General features: G+C 46.5%; 15 protein-coding genes and 1 other annotated feature. Of the genes, 3 read left to right on the plus strand and 12 right to left on the minus strand.

Annotated elements, in window-relative coordinates; all coding sequences use genetic code 11:
• Positions 1-119 precede the first annotated feature (119 nt).
• From HF864_RS00475 to HF864_RS00505, 7 genes are all read right to left on the minus strand, one after another.
• The gene (locus tag HF864_RS00475; protein WP_169461186.1) at positions 120-893 is read right to left on the minus strand and encodes a YibE/F family protein; all 774 of its coding nucleotides are present in this window, start codon (positions 891-893) and stop codon (positions 120-122) included.
• Positions 890-2,005, minus strand: a complete 1,116-nt coding sequence (locus HF864_RS00480) for a YibE/F family protein (protein WP_169461187.1) — start codon at positions 2,003-2,005, stop codon at positions 890-892. The genes HF864_RS00475 and HF864_RS00480 overlap by 4 nt, the downstream gene beginning before the upstream one ends.
• 158 nt (positions 2,006-2,163) lie before the next feature.
• Complete coding sequence (gene upp, locus HF864_RS00485; RefSeq protein WP_169461188.1) at positions 2,164-2,799, minus strand: uracil phosphoribosyltransferase; 636 nt, start codon at positions 2,797-2,799, stop codon at positions 2,164-2,166.
• A gap of 83 nt (positions 2,800-2,882) precedes the next feature.
• A complete protein-coding gene (locus tag HF864_RS00490) occupies positions 2,883-3,908 on the minus strand; it encodes an L-threonylcarbamoyladenylate synthase (protein ID WP_169461189.1) in 1,026 nt (341 codons plus the stop codon).
• Between the two features lie 21 nt (positions 3,909-3,929).
• Positions 3,930-4,790 carry a peptide chain release factor N(5)-glutamine methyltransferase gene (gene prmC / locus HF864_RS00495; RefSeq protein WP_169461190.1) on the minus strand — a complete coding sequence of 287 codons (861 nt, stop codon included), beginning with the start codon at positions 4,788-4,790 and terminating at the stop codon, positions 3,930-3,932.
• On the minus strand, positions 4,783-5,865 hold the full coding sequence (gene prfA, locus HF864_RS00500) for a peptide chain release factor 1 (protein ID WP_205882243.1): 1,083 nt from the start codon (positions 5,863-5,865) through the stop codon (positions 4,783-4,785). The genes prmC and prfA overlap by 8 nt, the downstream gene beginning before the upstream one ends.
• A gap of 8 nt (positions 5,866-5,873) precedes the next feature.
• Positions 5,874-6,461: a thymidine kinase gene (locus HF864_RS00505; RefSeq protein WP_169461192.1), complete on the minus strand. Its 588-nt coding sequence runs from the start codon at positions 6,459-6,461 to the stop codon at positions 5,874-5,876.
• Between the two features lie 237 nt (positions 6,462-6,698).
• Here HF864_RS00505 and HF864_RS00510 point away from each other — a divergent pair, with 237 nt between their 5' ends.
• Genes HF864_RS00510 through HF864_RS00520 form a run of 3 tightly spaced genes read left to right on the plus strand, consistent with a single transcriptional unit; the run spans position 6,699 to position 9,069 of the window.
• Positions 6,699-8,036 (plus strand): Mur ligase family protein, encoded by a 1,338-nt coding sequence (locus HF864_RS00510; protein ID WP_169461193.1) that lies wholly within the window; start codon positions 6,699-6,701, stop codon positions 8,034-8,036.
• Positions 8,036-8,743: a glutamine amidotransferase gene (locus HF864_RS00515; RefSeq protein WP_169461194.1), complete on the plus strand. Its 708-nt coding sequence runs from the start codon at positions 8,036-8,038 to the stop codon at positions 8,741-8,743. Before HF864_RS00510 ends, HF864_RS00515 begins: the two co-directional genes overlap by 1 nt.
• A 20-nt stretch (positions 8,744-8,763) precedes the next feature.
• Positions 8,764-9,069 (plus strand): hypothetical protein, encoded by a 306-nt coding sequence (locus HF864_RS00520; RefSeq protein ID WP_169461195.1) that lies wholly within the window; start codon positions 8,764-8,766, stop codon positions 9,067-9,069.
• 44 nt (positions 9,070-9,113) lie between these two features.
• On the opposite strand, the gene HF864_RS00525 is transcribed toward HF864_RS00520, so the two are convergent.
• The 5 genes from HF864_RS00525 to HF864_RS00545 form a co-directional block, all read right to left on the minus strand.
• Positions 9,114-10,133: a serine hydrolase domain-containing protein gene (locus tag HF864_RS00525; RefSeq protein ID WP_169461196.1), complete on the minus strand. Its 1,020-nt coding sequence runs from the start codon at positions 10,131-10,133 to the stop codon at positions 9,114-9,116.
• A 68-nt stretch (positions 10,134-10,201) separates the two neighbouring features.
• Positions 10,202-11,044, minus strand: coding sequence for a homoserine O-succinyltransferase (locus HF864_RS00530; protein WP_169461197.1), 843 nt, complete (start codon positions 11,042-11,044; stop codon positions 10,202-10,204).
• Between the two features lie 68 nt (positions 11,045-11,112).
• Positions 11,113-11,348, minus strand: a binding site (T-box leader).
• A 66-nt stretch (positions 11,349-11,414) separates the two neighbouring features.
• Positions 11,415-13,265, minus strand: a complete 1,851-nt coding sequence (locus HF864_RS00535; protein ID WP_169461198.1) for an ABC transporter ATP-binding protein — start codon at positions 13,263-13,265, stop codon at positions 11,415-11,417.
• Positions 13,249-14,991 (minus strand): ABC transporter ATP-binding protein, encoded by a 1,743-nt coding sequence (locus tag HF864_RS00540; RefSeq protein WP_169461199.1) that lies wholly within the window; start codon positions 14,989-14,991, stop codon positions 13,249-13,251. Before HF864_RS00540 ends, HF864_RS00535 begins: the two co-directional genes overlap by 17 nt.
• Positions 14,984-15,433 carry a MarR family transcriptional regulator gene (locus HF864_RS00545; protein ID WP_169461200.1) on the minus strand — a complete coding sequence of 150 codons (450 nt, stop codon included), beginning with the start codon at positions 15,431-15,433 and terminating at the stop codon, positions 14,984-14,986. The genes HF864_RS00540 and HF864_RS00545 overlap by 8 nt, the downstream gene beginning before the upstream one ends.
• Positions 15,434-15,458: the final 25 nt, after the last annotated feature.

The following is a 15,458-nucleotide window of genomic DNA, read 5'->3' on the forward strand; positions in this document are numbered from 1 at the left end:
GAGCGCCGGCCCAAAGACTACCTTAAAACAATCCGCAATTGGATGATTATTTTAACGCATCCTTTCAAACCTCTCTGGATTTGATTAAAGGACCGATATTCAAGTTACCAGATAATAGCTTACTTGTTTTCACCAAAACTGTCAACCACGCTCTTTTTTCGCAGTCCCATGATCCAAGCCGTAATCGGCACCGTCAGCAAAACGCCGATAAACGAGGTCAATACCATGATCATCTCACCAACGAAAATCTTGTTGTTTATGATCGTGCCTAACGAATAATGCAGTCCCGCAAACCAGATAAACAGCGTTAAGAAGCCGCCAAAAAAGCCAAAGAACAAGGTATTAAAGGTCGTACCAATAATCTGGCCACCAATTGCCATCCCGCTTTTCATGATCTGCGCATTGTCAATATCAGGATGGGCATCTAAAATCTCGGTCAGTCCAGCCGACACGGCCATTGCTGCTTCAGCAATGGCCCCCAACGTACTTAAAATCGTCGTCGTAACTGCTACTTTCAGATAGCTGATGCCGATTAAAAGCGACATTCCTTCCAAATCCTCGCTGTCTTCGGAACCAAAGCCTTGCACCATTGCCCAATGCTCAACACCGACAATCAACAACAAAAGAAGCCCCATTACGATCAGTGAGGCATAAAAAGCCGTTACAGTCGTTTTCAAATCATCTTCGCCCATAAAAATCGTTACAGCCAAAATAATCGTACCCGTCGTTAGCGTAACAAACATTGGCGGGACATGAAAAGCAATCAAAACGATGGCAAAGTACAAAAAGCCAAAATTTAGCAGCAGACTTAAAAATGCGGTCCAGCCTTGCTTACCGCCAACCAAAATCATCAACACCATCAAGACCAGGCCCAGTGCTGTAATCGTACTCATGCTTTTCCCTTCTTTCCCAACAGGATTGCCGCCAGACCACTGGCAATCGGAATGGCCAAGACGATGCCAATACCGCTGATCAGACTCTGAACGGTTCCCAGACACATGTTCATCGAAAACGTATAGCCCCAAGAATTGCCATTTTTAAGATACAGCAGCGATGAGGTAAAGGTATCGGCCATAAAAATCAGAAACAAAACATTGACCAAGGGTCCCATGATCGATTTGCCAACGCTGCGGCCGGCCATAAACAGCTGGCCTTTGGTTGCGGTGGGATCGAGCTGTCTCAATTCAAAGATCGTGGCCACGATATCGCTTGATTCATCCATTACGGCACCCAGTGATCCCAGTAAGGTCTCGGCCAAAAACAACGGTCGGGGAACCTGGGTTACGTACTGCATTGATTCATAGTAAATGCCGCGCTCCTGCGTTAATTGGAAAACCAACAGGCTGATCAGCATTGCAATCAACGTACCACAAACGGTTGCACCCAGCGTCGCCAGCATGCGCTTGGTCAAGCCCAAAATCAGAATCAGGCTGACAATCGTAAAGATCAGTGCCAAAGTGCCAAAAATCAACAAGACATGGGCTGCCTGCATTTTAAGATCCAGCTCAATTGCCAAAACAAATAGAATCGAGTTGACCACTACACTGAGTAATGCCAGATTGCCTTGTTTTTTCATCATCAAAAGCAGAAGCAAAATTACCAGCCAAACCAGAAATACAATGACGGTATCGCGCTTATAGCCCGCGATCGTCGCATGCAGCAATCCATCTTTCTCATGCACGCGCGTTAAAAAGATCTCATTGCCGACTCGATATCTTTGATCCATTGCACCCGAATAAGAATAGGTATTGGTGACCATCAGCTTTTTTCCACGATACTTACCATTGAGCATCTTGATTTTTAGATATTGCTTAGTCTGCCAGTCAACGTTTTTAAACTCGTCAGTCTGCTTGACTGCCTTTTCGTTCCTCACCTGCTCGACTCTGGCCAGGGGACGCTGATAAAACGACTCATTATGAAACGTAAACAGAATCGCCCCCAGCCCAACGACCACCAAAATCAGCAGCCATCTGACAAAGCTGGATGAAACCTTTAATTTCTGCATTTTTTCAGATCCTTTATTGGATTTATTTTTTACAATCAGCTACTATTTTACTATTTTTGGCGAACTTGACTTCATTTGAGCGCGGTTGTTAATAAATGTTAAGAAATCAAAAATCCAGTCCATGATTAGATCACAGACTGGATTTTTAATTCAGCTAATTACTTGGTACCAAACAGGCGGTCACCGGCATCGCCCAGACCAGGAACGATGTAGCCTTGGTCGTTTAAGCGTTCGTCCAGTGATGCCGTATAGATGTCAACATCTGGATAAGCAGCTTGGATTGCCTTAACCCCTTCTGGAGCAGCAACCAGACAAGCAAACTTGATATTCTTTTCCTCACAGCCCCGCTTCTTTAAAGCGCCAATGGCATCAACGGCTGAGCCACCCGTTGCCAGCATTGGGTCAACAACGAATAATTGACGTTCTGAAACGTCGCTTGGCAGCTTAACAAAATATTCATGTGGCTTAAGCGTTTCCTCATCACGGTACATACCAATAAAACCGATCTTGGCAGCTGGAATCAGATCGGTAAAGCCTTCGACCATTCCCAAACCAGCCCGCAGAATTGGCACAATGGCAACCTTCTTGCCAGCCAGTTCCTTTTGCGTGGTCTTGCAGATTGGCGTTTCGATCTCGACTTCCTTGAGCGGCATGTTCTTAGAAACCTCGTAAGCAATCAGTGTTGAGATTTCCTTGACCGTTTCGCGGAAAAACTTGGTCCCAACGTTTTTGTCGCGGATCATCGTTAATTTGTGTTGAACCAATGGATGTTCAATAACTTCAAACTTGCCCATGAATATATATCTCCTTAAATGTTTCTCAACTATTGTACCAAAAACGTGCCTTTATGCTTAGGCAAAAAAATTAATTTTATCAATTATTTGACTGATGCATCAAAATGGTGGCCGCCCGCTGACTTATTCAAGCGATTCATATAGGCGGCACCTAGTCCAGCAGCTTTTAATCCCTGTACCAGAATTGCTTTGACGTCGGCTTGATCGTCAAAAAAGCGCAGCCCGCCAAACAGATGCGCACTGGCATCACTGACATCATCCCCCAACGAGTAGAGGACGGCATTATCACTCCAGGCAATCTGATCTAAAATTTGTTTTTCAGCCATTACACCGACCTTAAACGGCTGATCAGCAATCCATTTATCAACCATCTGCCAGTCGGTTTGCGGATCAACAATGGCAACCGGGACGCCTGGTGCATAGTGGCGATACTTCATGCCTGGAGCCTTAGGCGTTTCGTTTTTGCCAACGTGGTGCCGGTCCAGATCAATCGAGCCAATTACTGATTCGATCTGGGCCTTGGTAACAGCTCCGGGCCGCAGAATTGCCGGTTGCGATGTTGAAAGATCCAGCACCGTCGATTCAACCCCAACTCGTGTCGGTCCATTGTCCAAGATTCCCGCAATTTTGCCGTTTAAGTCATGATAGACGTGCTGAGCCGTCGTTGGACTCGGCTTGCCAGAAGTATTGGCAGATGGGCCCACGATCGGTACACCGGCTTTTAAGATTAAATCAAGGGTTGGCTGACAGTCAGGGAAACGAAAGGCCACCGTTTCCAGACCACCAGTTACTGTTTTGGAAAGTGAGCCTGGCTTGATTTTTAAAATGATCGTCAATGAACCAGGCCAAAACTGCTTCATCAATTGCCGCGCGTTATCGGGAATCTCGGCTGCATAGCGCTCAACCATCTCAATTGAGGCCACGTGAACGATCAGTGGATTGTCACTGGGACGTCCCTTGGCCAAGTAGACATTTTTAACGGCGTCTTCATTGGTGGCATCAGCACCCAGACCATAGACCGTTTCAGTTGGGAAAGCCACCAGCTGTCCATTTTTAATAGCCTGCGCCGCTTGATCAATCTCATTTAGCTTAAAAATCTTTGTTTCCAAAATCGTGCTTCCTTCCCAGACTTAAAAATTCCATGCATGAATCATCCGCATGCGATCAGCCATATCATGACGCGTTTGGATTTGCGCATTGGGGGCAACTTGATGGCAGAGATCTTGAATGCCCTGCTCCTGATCAAAACCGGTTTCGCCAAACAGCTGACCGCCTGGTGTTAGATGATCGCCAATCCTTTCAAACAGGCGATGATAAAATCCAAGGCCGTGCTCATCAGCAAACAGTGCAACGGGCGGCTCATAGTCCAAGACCGCCTTATCCATTAGAGCAATCTCTGATGGCGCGATATATGGCGGATTGGTTACGATCAGATCAAACTTTTGATCAGCCAGGCGAGCAAACATGTCGCTTTCAATTTCGGGTAGATTGGTACCATGCAGACGCTGATTGGCGGTTGCTACGCGTAAGGCTCCAGCTGAGATGTCGCTGAGCGTCACTTGCCAAAGCGGCCGCTCCAGTTTCAGCGTAATACCGATTGCCCCACTGCCGGTTCCCAGATCCAAAACGCGCAGTGGCTTGTCTTTAGGCATTGTATCCAATACCCACTCAACCAGTTCTTCGGTTTCGCTTTCTGGGATTAAGACATCGCGACTGACAATAAACATGCGGCCGTAAAATGGTGCCTTGCCAACGACATACTGTGGCGGCTCGTGGTCAGCTACGCGCTCAATGGCCTTGCGAAAGCGGACCGCCTCTTCAGTTGGCATCAGATCGCGATTATGCATTAAAAGCGTCGTGGTGTTCCAGTCATGAATCATCTTGAGGATAAATTCTGGCGTATGCGGATCAAGTCCCCGCTCTTTGAGATAATCGGCTGCCCAGCGCTGTGCCTGAAAGTAGGTCCAGGATTCGCCGGTTGGCCTATTCATTGCGCAGCTGCTCCAGTTTCTTGGTCTGATCGGCAATGATCAAGGCTTCGATGATCTCATCTAGGTCCCCAGCCATGATCTTATCCAGCTTGTTAAGCGTCAAGCCGATACGGTGGTCGGTAACCCGGTTTTGTGGGTAGTTGTAGGTCCGAATTCGTTCGGAACGATCCCCGGTCCCAATCGCATCTTTACGCTTTTGGTCATAGGCATTCTGTTCTTTTTGCTGGTAGTAGTCATAGACCCGTGCCTTTAAGATCCGCATGGCCTTGGCTCGGTTCTGTTGTTGCGAACGCTCATCTTGCATGGCAACCACGATCCCGGTTGGCAGGTGCGTCATGCGAACGGCTGAAGAGGTCTTGTTGATGTGCTGACCACCGGCACCAGAGGAACGGTAAACGTCGGTCCGAATGTCTTTTGGATCAATGTCGATCTCAACGTCTTCAGCTTCTGGCATCACTCCAACCGTTGCCGTTGACGTGTGCACCCGACCGGCTGATTCCGTAACTGGTACTCGCTGTACGCGGTGAGCGCCGTTTTCAAACTTCAGCTTGGAGTAAACCTTGTCGCCAGTGATCAGCAAAGAGATTTCCTTAAAACCGCCGACTTCGGTTTCGTTTTTATCGACAACTTCAACCTTCCAGCCTTGCTTTTCAGCATAGCGCAGGTACATATCATACAGATCGGCCGCAAACAGACTGGCCTCATCACCACCGGCAGCCCCACGAATTTCCATGATAATGTTTTTGTCATCATTAGGGTCTTTAGGAATCAAAAGAACTTCCAATTCCTTTTCCAACTCGGCTTGGCGTTCCTTTAACGAGGCAATCTCATCTTTGGTCATTGCCGTTAAGTCAGGATCATCAATTTCACGAAGCATTTCTTCGTCATCTTTAATGGTTTGCGTTACCTGCTTGTACTCGTTGTATTTTTCAACGGTTTCACGCAGACTTCCCTCTTCCTTGGACAATTTCATAAACCGCGCCGTGTCGGCAATGACTTCAGGGTCACTGATCAGTTCGTTGAGCTCATCATAGCGATCGGCAACCGCTTGAAGCTTGTCAAAGATTTCTTCCATTTCCATGATTATTTCTCCTGTTTCTTGTTCAGCAGCGGGTGAAAGTAGTGCTTGCGACAAACCGGGTAATAAGACTCGTTGCCGCCGATCTGAACCTGCTCTCCCTCATAAACGGGATGACCGTCAAGCATGCGCAGGTTCATGGTTGCCTTATGAGGGCAGAACCAGCAGATGGTCTTCATCTCTTCAATCTTGTCCGCATAGATCAAAAGATACTTGGAGCCCTCAAACAGCTCATTGCGAAAATCATTCTTCAAGCCAAACGTCATGACGGGAATATTCAGCTCATCAACGATCCGGGTCAGCTGTAAGACATGTTCTTTGGACAGAAACTGAGCCTCGTCAATCAAGACGCAGTAGATACGATGATCAATATTTTTGACATATTCGTAGACGTCAGTATCTTTCATAATCGGATAAACCTTCCGTTCCAGACCGATTCGACTGGCGATGGTTCCGCGCCCCGAACGAGTATCCACGCCGCTGGTCAGTAAAACAACCGGCTTCCCCTGCTCCTCATAGTTGTGAGCTACCTTTAAGACGTCGATCGACTTGCCCGAATTCATCGCACCATACTTGAAGAATAACTGTGCCACGCTCTTTCACCTTTTCTTTGCAATAGTAACTAAATTATACCGAAAATCAGATCTATTTTAAACTGTCTGACCGTTGGCTGCAATTCAGTCGACACAAGTATAAAATTTTATCACAGATTATGATCGCTGTGGGGCTTTTAGCTGATTTGGGCTGGATGGCTTTCTTTTTTTTCCTTCTAAGTTTAAAATTGACCGGTACTATAATAAGTTAAAAATTATTTTGCGAAAGGATTTTTTATGTCACTGAAAAGCTCATTTGCTGAATTGGCTGGCCGCTCCAGCTACTGGTTTTTACATACCTTCATGCACGGCGGCAGCTCTTTGCCTGGCAAGATTACTTTAAAATTGGATCCTGATATTCTGCAGTCATTTGCCAAAAAATATGATCTGGTTATCGTTACTGGAACCAATGGCAAGACCTTGACGACTGCCCTGAGCGTCCGCGTTCTGCGCGAAAAATACCATGATGTCTTGACCAACCCTACCGGATCGAACATGAAGCAGGGAATTGTCACGACTTTTATTACCGCGCCCAAGCCAAAGCAAAAAGGCCTGGCTGTCTTGGAAGTCGATGAGGCCAACGTTGCTATCGTTACTTCTTACATCACGCCAATTGCATTTGTCTTTACCAATATTTTTCGTGATCAAATGGATCGTTATGGCGAAATCTATACGACCTACGAAAAGATTCTCAAAGGCGTGCGCATGGCACCAAAGGCCACGATCATTGCCAATGGCGACGAACAGCTCTTCAATACGCAGGACCTGCCCAATCCGGTAATCTACTATGGCTTTAATCATGAGCATCATGATGATCTAAGAGCTCCCGCCAATACTGATGGTCTGCTGTGTCCTAAGTGTCAGCATATTCTGCACTACCACTTGATCACCTATGCTGGGTTGGGTGACTACTTCTGTCCACACTGCGGCTTTAAGCGACCCAAGCTGGACTATGCCGTTACCAAGCTGGGCAAGCTGACGCCAACCAGCTCGACGTTTGAGCTCGATGGTCAGGAATATCGCATCGGCATCGGAGGCCTTTATAATATCTACAATGCCTTAGCAGCCTATGCTTTAGGCCGCTTTTTAGGCGTCAGTCAGGTTCAGATCAAACACGCCTTTGAATCTGATGAGCGCGTCTTTGGCCGCCAAGAAGAGATTAATATCGATGGTAAAAAGACAACCTTGATTTTGGTTAAAAACCCGGTTGGACTCAATCAAGTACTCGACATGATTGAAACTGACCCCGAGCCATTCAGCTTTGTCTTCTTATTAAATGCCAACTATGCAGATGGGATCGACACCAGCTGGATTTGGGACGGCGACTTTGAAAAGCTGACTCAACATGACATCAAGCAATACATGACCGGCGGCGAACGCTACAAAGACATCACCACGCGCTTGACGATGGCCGGAGTCGACAATATCTGGAAAGAACCAGAACTTGCCAGCGTACTGACTAAAATCAAGGATCTGCCAACCGAGCACGTCTATATCTTAGCCAGCTATACGGCCGTCTTACAGCTGCGCAAACTGTTGGCCGAAAAAGGATACATTAAAGGAGGGATGGACTAATGACCAAGTACCATTTGAATCTGGCCCATCTTTATGGCGACCTGCTCAATACCTACAGCGACGTTGGCAATATTATCGCCCTGCGCTACTATGCCAAGCAAATGGATGCTGATATCGCCGTTAAGGTAATCAGTATTGACGATGAGTTTAATCCTGACGAGTTTGACATTGCCTTATTTGGTGGTGGACAGGACTACGAACAGCTGGTAGTTTCAAAAGACCTACCCAATAAACAGGCTGGGATCGCCAAGTTTATCAATGATGGCAAACCAATGCTGGCAATCTGCGGTGGCTATCAGCTGCTGGGGCACTATTATGTTGGGGCCAATGGCGAAAAGATTCCTGGTCTGGGTGTTTTGGATCACTATACTTTAAGCCAGGACCATAATCGTTTTATCGGCGACATTACCATTAAAAATGAAGAAACCGGTCAAGAATACCATGGTTTTGAAAATCACAATGGCAAGACCTATCTGGGCAAAGGCGAGCGTCCCCTTGGCAAGGTCGTTTCCGGTCATGGCAACAATGGTGAAGACGGCAGTGAGGGCGCAATCTATAAAAACGTCTACTGCTCTTATTTCCATGGACCAATTTTGACGCGTAATGGCGAAATTGCTAAAAAGATTCTGCTGGCGGCTCTGCATCACAAGTATCCCGAAGCTGATCTCAGCCAAGCAGAGGCTCTAAAAATCAAGCCGACCTTCTAGTCAAAGGACTGATGAAATCAATGAATGCCGATCTTTATGCAACTTTGATCACAATTATCTTTATCATTGAAAGCTTTTGGGAGTTTCGTTTGTACGCCTGGCTGCGCGGCAACCAAAACCTGGCTGGCAGTCCTCAGCTGCAGCAGCGGCTTGCCAGCACCATGCGCATTGAAAGCAAATGGAACTGGGGCTCTTGGCTTTTGATCATTCTATTGTTGATCGCCCCCGACAGTTGGGTTCTCCCGTTTGGCTGTCTTTTAGTCTTATTTGAGACACTGGTCATCAAGCGAATGGATAATCTGAAAAGCACCATGCAAAACCAATAAAAAAAGCGTCACACAGCACTTTTGGCTGGGTGGCGCTTTTATGATTAAAGATCTTTTTCATTTAGATACGTAGCAAACAGACGATCTCGGTCATCTAAAAAGGCTTGATTGTCAGCACTTGGATGCACACGATTGGTCAAGACAATCATCCCTTGATCAGTCTGCTTGTCCAGAACCATCCATGTCCCCGTGTAGCCGGTATGCGAGATGACAAAATGCCGATCGTCGGTTTTAGAATGAAACAGTTTCCAGCCAAAGCTGCGTAGATGTTCACCATTCATTGGCGTTTGATCGTAAAAGAGGCTGGCGATCGTTTCTGGTTTGACCAGACCATTGAGATTGGTTTCTAACAGTGCATGGCTAAACTGCAAAAGATCGTCCAGCGTGGCAAACAAGCCGGCACTGCCACAGTGTTTTCCTAAGACATAGGCCTTGGGATCGTGCGTCTGCCCACGAATCAGTCCGCGATCTTTTTTGATTTCAGTTGGTACGCAGTTTTTTGGATCTGGAGCAAATGTGGCACTTTTTAGCTGCAACGGCTTTAAGATTCGTTCAGTGATGGCAGTTTGAACCGGCTCGCCTAAAATCTTTTCAGCAATCCAGCCCACATAGATCAGCCCCACATCAGCATAGCGGATCTGTTTGTTTAAGTTGGGACCTACCCGCAGCGTATCAAGCATTTCTTTGGTCAATTCATCAGCCGGTAATTCATCACGACGTGGAATGTAGCCTTCGATGCTGGACGTATGCGTAATCAAATTGCGAATCGTAGCCCGATCGTCATTGAGCTCTGGCAGCCAGTTGACAACTGGATCATCCCAGTCGAGCTGTCCTTCATCCTTTAACTGCATGATCAAGGGAATCGTACCAACGACTTTGGTCAATGAGGCCACGTCATAGAGCATGCCATCTTTTAAAGCTTCTTTTTGAGGCTGCAGCTGAGCCAATCCAGTCACGTTTTTTAAGGTTTCCTGTCCTTCAAAAATTGCCCAGCTGATGCCTGGCACAATGCCACTTTCAACCATGGTATTCAAGGATCGAATCGTGTTTTGATATGCGCGCATATTTTTAGCCCCTTTGCTTTGATTCGGCTTTTATTCTAACACATCAGCTGCCAATTAATAATGAATCATCAGCCAGCCAAGCCGTTCAGCCAGTTGCGATAAAGCAAAATACCGGGTTGGCGCCAGGAGTAATCGATATCGTGGCATTTTTGATCGATGTAGTAATTTTTGGGTGGCTGAATCGTCAAGCCCTTTTGCTGGTCGCGCCGATATTCATTGTCCAAGGTATCGGCACTGTATTCAGGATGCCCAGTAATATAAATCGAGCGACCATGATCAGCTTGATAGATCAAAGGGTCGATGGTCTGGTTGGCAACCAGCACCTGCAGACCGTTTGGCAGCTTTTTAGGTACTTGAACCTCAGTATGACGTGACTGGGGAATCTCGATCGTTGCCAAATCCTTTAAAAGCGGCGACTGACGATTGCACGCAATTCCTTGATAGACGCCAAAAATCTTATGGTCGATTTTTTGCTTTGGCAGACCAAAATCGTTCCAAAGTCCCGCCTGAGCCGCCCAGCACTCATAGATGATCGATTTAACATGACTGTGTGCCCATTTGACGATCTGTTTAAACTCATCCCAGTAGTCGACCGCCTCAAATGGCAAACATTCCACCGGAGCTCCCGTAATAATCAAACCATCAAAACAGCGCTTGCGAATCTGATCCAAACAGACATAATGCTGCTTGATTTTTTGACCATCGGCATGCCGAAAACGATGCGTGGCCGGATATAAAAACGTCACCGTGCAATCGATGCCCGTTTCACGCAAGCGCTGGAGAAACTGCCATTCGGTTGCTTCTTTAGTCGGCATCAGATTCAAGATCAGAATTTCTTTTGGATTGACTACTGCTTCATTGTGCCAACGTGATGATAATTTTAATAAGCCATTGCGTGCATTGACTGTCATGATGATGCCTCCTAAATCATTGGTAAATAAAAAACGTCTTCATCCCGATCCCCAAAACACTTGGGAAATCATGGGACGAAGGCGTTTCGTGGTACCACCCAATTTCACTGCCACTTCACAATGACAGCCTCATTCAGTACGAATATACTGGGCGAGATATCGGTCGCTTACCGGCTCAGGTAGCCTTTTGACCCCTGAACGAACTCCGAGCTCATCTTCAATCATTACTGATCGATCCGCTTTCACCTAACCGGACTCTCTTTGACGACCCATCCTGATCTACTCTTCTCATCAATGTTCTAATTTTTTGTGTTATTTTTTAATCGATTATTAATTTAACATCTTTTAAGTAAAAGTCAAGCACTAAGCGCTAGATCTGATTACCTAAAAACTGACTGTTGTACAGATCAGCATAAAAGCCGTTCTTGGCCATCAAAGTCTTGTGATTGCCAGTTTCAATAATCTGACCATGATTCATAACGATAATCTGCTCAGCATTACGAATCGTTGACAATCGGTGAGCTACGACAAAGCTGGTTCGATTTTGCTGGATATCGTTCATCGCATTTTGAATCAATGATTCGGTCCGTGTATCAACCGAGCTAGTGGCCTCATCCAAGATCAAAATCTCTGGGTTGGCCAAAAATGCCCGTGCAATCGTCAAAAGCTGGCGCTGACCTTGTGAAATATTGGAGGCTGATTCATCCAAAACCGTCTGATAGCCATCTGGCAGCTCACGAATAAAACTGTCGGCATATGCCAGTTTGGCTGCTTGATAAACTTCTTCTTCAGTTGCGTTTTCACGGCCATATTTGATGTTATCAAAGATCGTCCCTTTAAACAGCCAGGTATCCTGTAGCACCATGGCGATGTGCGTTCGCAATTGACTGCGGGTCATCGTGCGCGTATCGTGACCATCAAGATAGATGTGGCCGCCCTTGACGTCATAAAAACGCTCCAAAAGGTTGATGATCGTTGACTTACCGGCCCCGGTTGGACCAACAATGGCCACCATGTGATTGGCAGGTGCCTTAAGATTAAAATCTTGGATCAGCGGCTCATCGTTATAGCTGAACTGCACGTTTTTAAATTCAATCTTAGGATGTTCAGTTCCAGGCAGCGGTTGATCCTCCAACAGGTGCTCATCCATTTCTGGTGCGTCCAATACCTCAAAGATTCGTTCAGCGGAAGCAATCGTCTGCTGAATCGTGCTGCTTAAGTTGGCAATCTGAGTCAAGGGCTGGGAGAACTGATTGGTGTACTGCAAAAATGCCTGTACGTTCCCCAGCGTAATCTGACCGTGAATGACCTGCAAGGCCCCGATGACAGCAACCAACAGATAGCCAACGTTTTTAATGCAGTTCATCAATGGGAAGATCAAAATTGAAAAGAACTGAGCCAGCCAAGCAGAATGATAGTACTTCTCGTTTTTCTGGGCAAACTTGGCCTCTTCGTCAGCCTCATGATTAAACGTGCGCACGATGGTCTGCCCAGCAAACGTTTCTTCAACCTGGGCATTGATCTTACCAAGTTCTTCTTGCTGCGTGCTGAACAATCGCTGAGCTCGCGGTGCCACCAGCCCGACAACACCCAGACTTAAAGGTACAATGACCAACGCCACGATCGTTAGTTTCCAGCTGATGGTCAGCATCAATGCCAGCACCCCGACAAACGTGATCACACTGGTAATCATTTGAATCAGACTCTGCTGCAGGGTGGTAGCGATATTATCCATATCATTGACCATCCGACTCATCAGATCACCATTGCTGTGGGTATCGTAAAACTTAACCGGGACAACTTTCATCTTGGCTTTAACGTCGCGGCGCAGATTGTAGACGACTTTTTGCGAGATGTTGGTCATGATGACCTGTTGAGCCAGACTGAAAAGTCCTGAAAACAAATAAAGCAAGACAACGATTACGGCAATATGCTTAATCTTGTCAAAGTCAATTGGCAAAGCACTCAGATGGTAGCCGGCCTTCATTTGGGCATAGCCCTTCATCATTCCTTCATAGATCGTCGTAGTTGCCTGACCTAAAATCTTTGGTGAGATAATCGACAAAACAACTGAGATGATGGCTAAGATGATAGAAGCAATCATCCCCCATGCCCAAGGTCGCAGATAAGAAACCAGACGACCGGTCGTTCCCCAGAAATCCTGAGCCTTGGCAGCCTTGCCGCGTGGTCCGCCATGTGGTCCTCTACGCATGAGCTCCATCCCCTTCCTGAATCTGTGAGTGCAAAATCTGTTGATAGGTTGGGTTGTTGGCCTTTAATTCAGCATGTGTGCCTTGACCAACGACGCGTCCTTCATCCAATACCAAAATCAAGTCGGCATCGGCAACCGTCGAGATTCGCTGAGCCACGATTACCGTTACGGCCTGCTTGATCTGGGGATCGTCTTTTAATGCCATTCGCAGCTGAGCATCGGTCTTAAAGTCCAAAGCCGAAAATGAGTCATCAAAAATATAAATTGAGGCTTTTTTGATGATCGTTCGAGCGATCGCCAGTCGCTGCCGCTGACCACCCGAGAAGTTGCTCCCGTTTTGCTCCACGATGGCATCCAAACCACCGGCTTCTCTAACGAAATCAGCCGCCCGCGCAACCTCTAAAGCATGCCACATCTGTTCGTCGTCTGCCTGATCATTGCCAAACTGCAGATTGCTGCGAACCGTTCCTGTAAACAAGACGGCTTTTTGCTGCGTGATCGAGATCAGACTGTGTAAATCGTGCTGGCTGAGCCGCTCAATTGGCTGATCATTGACTTTGATCTCGCCTTTTTCAATCTCCAAGAGCCGCGGAATCAAATTGACCAAAGTCGACTTACCAGAGCCGGTCCCACCAATAATGGCCAACGTCTGTCCTGCCTTAATCTTAAAATTGAGGTCGGCCAATGCCAGTCTTTCGGCACCATGATAGCGAAAGTCAACATGATCAAAGCTCAATGCGGCTGGCTTAGTCTGATCCAATGGCAGCAACTGATCTTTTGGTGCATCATGGATGCTGATTGGCTTTTCCAAGACCTCATTGACCCGGACTGCTGAAGCTTGTGCCCGCGGAACAAAGACAAAAATCATCGAAAGCATCATGAAGCTGATCAAAATCATTACGGCATAGCTTAAAAATGCGATTAAATCACCGACTTCCATCGTCATATTGGCAATCAGATGACTACCCATCCAGATAATGCTGACGTTGGTCAAGCTCAAAATCAAAGTCATAACCGGAAACATCAGTGAAACCAGCGTAAAGGCCTTGATCCCGGTATCCGTGTAGTCACGATTGGCATGTTTAAAGCGTTCTTGTTCGTAATCATCTTGGTTAAAGGCCCGAATTACTCGTACACCGGTCAAACCTTCTCTAAAAATCAAATTAATCCGGTCAGTCTTTTTTTGAATACTCTTAAATAACGGCGTAGCCATCGACATGATAATCACGATAACCACCGCCAGAATCGGCAGACTGATCAAAAAGATCTTGGTCAGCCTTGGCTCACGCTGGTAGGCCAAAAAACAAGCCGCTACCAGCATGATTGGGGATTGAATCATCATTCGAAGCATCTGGACGATCACGTTTTGAATCTGAACCACGTCATTGGTTGAACGCGTAATTAAAGATGAGGTCCCCAGCTCTGACATCTCACGCTCCGAAAAACGAAAGACGCGCTGATAAATCTGGGCCCGCAGATTCTTGCCGACCTTCATTGCCTGCGTAGCCGCAAAATAAATATTGCCAAGGGCCATCAACAAACCAATCAAGGCAACGCCCATCATAATCCAGCCTTCATGAGTAATAAACGACAGATCCTGTTTGACCACCCCACGATTGATGATTTCTGAAGTCAATGTGGGAATCGTCAAATCACAGACAACCTGGCCGACCATAAATAAAAATGCTAAGACTACGGCCCACCATTGCAGGTTGCGTTTGGCAATCTTAATCATGACAATTTTCACCTTCTTTTGTTAATTGTGTTTTGATGTTTTGATCGATCTTTAAAAGCAGTCGATTAAACTCTTCTTTTTCTTCTGGGTTCAGCGTGCCGAACAGCATATTACAAAATCGTTCATGGCGTTGGTGATTTTCTTTTGCCAGCTCAACACCGGTTTTAGTCAACTGCACATGAATAACACGTTTATCATTTTCGTCTCGCTTGCGCTTGATCAAGTCGTCTCTTTCCATCCGAGCCAAAATCTCGGTCATCGATCCCGGTTTGATCTGTGCTAGATTGGCCAGTTCACGCTGCGAGATATTCTCATGCTTTGACAATAAAAACAAGACGCGTCCTTGGCCATGAAAACCGCGCTGTTTGGGCTTGGAAGCCATTCGAATGTCCATGCCCACTAAAAACATGTGTCCGAACAGCATTTCATCGCTAATTGCCATTTCATTCCCTCCTATAAAAATCGTT

The organism is Lactobacillus sp. MRS-253-APC-2B (assembly GCF_012843675.1).
GTDB lineage: Bacteria > Bacillota > Bacilli > Lactobacillales > Lactobacillaceae > Limosilactobacillus > Limosilactobacillus pulli.

Excerpts from the sequence above, each read along its gene's own strand:
- HF864_RS00525 (WP_169461196.1), bottom strand. The coding sequence starts at position 10,133 with ATGCGCGCATATCAAAACACGATTCGATCCTTGAATACCATGGTTGAA.
- prfA (WP_205882243.1), bottom strand. The coding sequence starts at position 5,865 with ATGGAAGAAATCTTTGACAAGCTTCAAGCGGTTGCCGATCGCTATGAT.
- prmC (WP_169461190.1), bottom strand. The coding sequence starts at position 4,790 with ATGAATAGGCCAACCGGCGAATCCTGGACCTACTTTCAGGCACAGCGC.
- HF864_RS00480 (WP_169461187.1), bottom strand. The coding sequence starts at position 2,005 with ATGCAGAAATTAAAGGTTTCATCCAGCTTTGTCAGATGGCTGCTGATT.
- upp (WP_169461188.1), bottom strand. The coding sequence starts at position 2,799 with ATGGGCAAGTTTGAAGTTATTGAACATCCATTGGTTCAACACAAATTA.
- HF864_RS00535 (WP_169461198.1), bottom strand. The coding sequence starts at position 13,265 with ATGGAGCTCATGCGTAGAGGACCACATGGCGGACCACGCGGCAAGGCT.
- HF864_RS00510 (WP_169461193.1), top strand. The coding sequence starts at position 6,699 with ATGTCACTGAAAAGCTCATTTGCTGAATTGGCTGGCCGCTCCAGCTAC.
- HF864_RS00545 (WP_169461200.1), bottom strand. The coding sequence starts at position 15,433 with ATGGCAATTAGCGATGAAATGCTGTTCGGACACATGTTTTTAGTGGGC.
- HF864_RS00540 (WP_169461199.1), bottom strand. The coding sequence starts at position 14,991 with ATGATTAAGATTGCCAAACGCAACCTGCAATGGTGGGCCGTAGTCTTA.
- HF864_RS00520 (WP_169461195.1), top strand. The coding sequence starts at position 8,764 with ATGAATGCCGATCTTTATGCAACTTTGATCACAATTATCTTTATCATT.
- HF864_RS00475 (WP_169461186.1), bottom strand. The coding sequence starts at position 893 with ATGAGTACGATTACAGCACTGGGCCTGGTCTTGATGGTGTTGATGATT.
- HF864_RS00515 (WP_169461194.1), top strand. The coding sequence starts at position 8,036 with ATGACCAAGTACCATTTGAATCTGGCCCATCTTTATGGCGACCTGCTC.
- HF864_RS00530 (WP_169461197.1), bottom strand. The coding sequence starts at position 11,044 with ATGACAGTCAATGCACGCAATGGCTTATTAAAATTATCATCACGTTGG.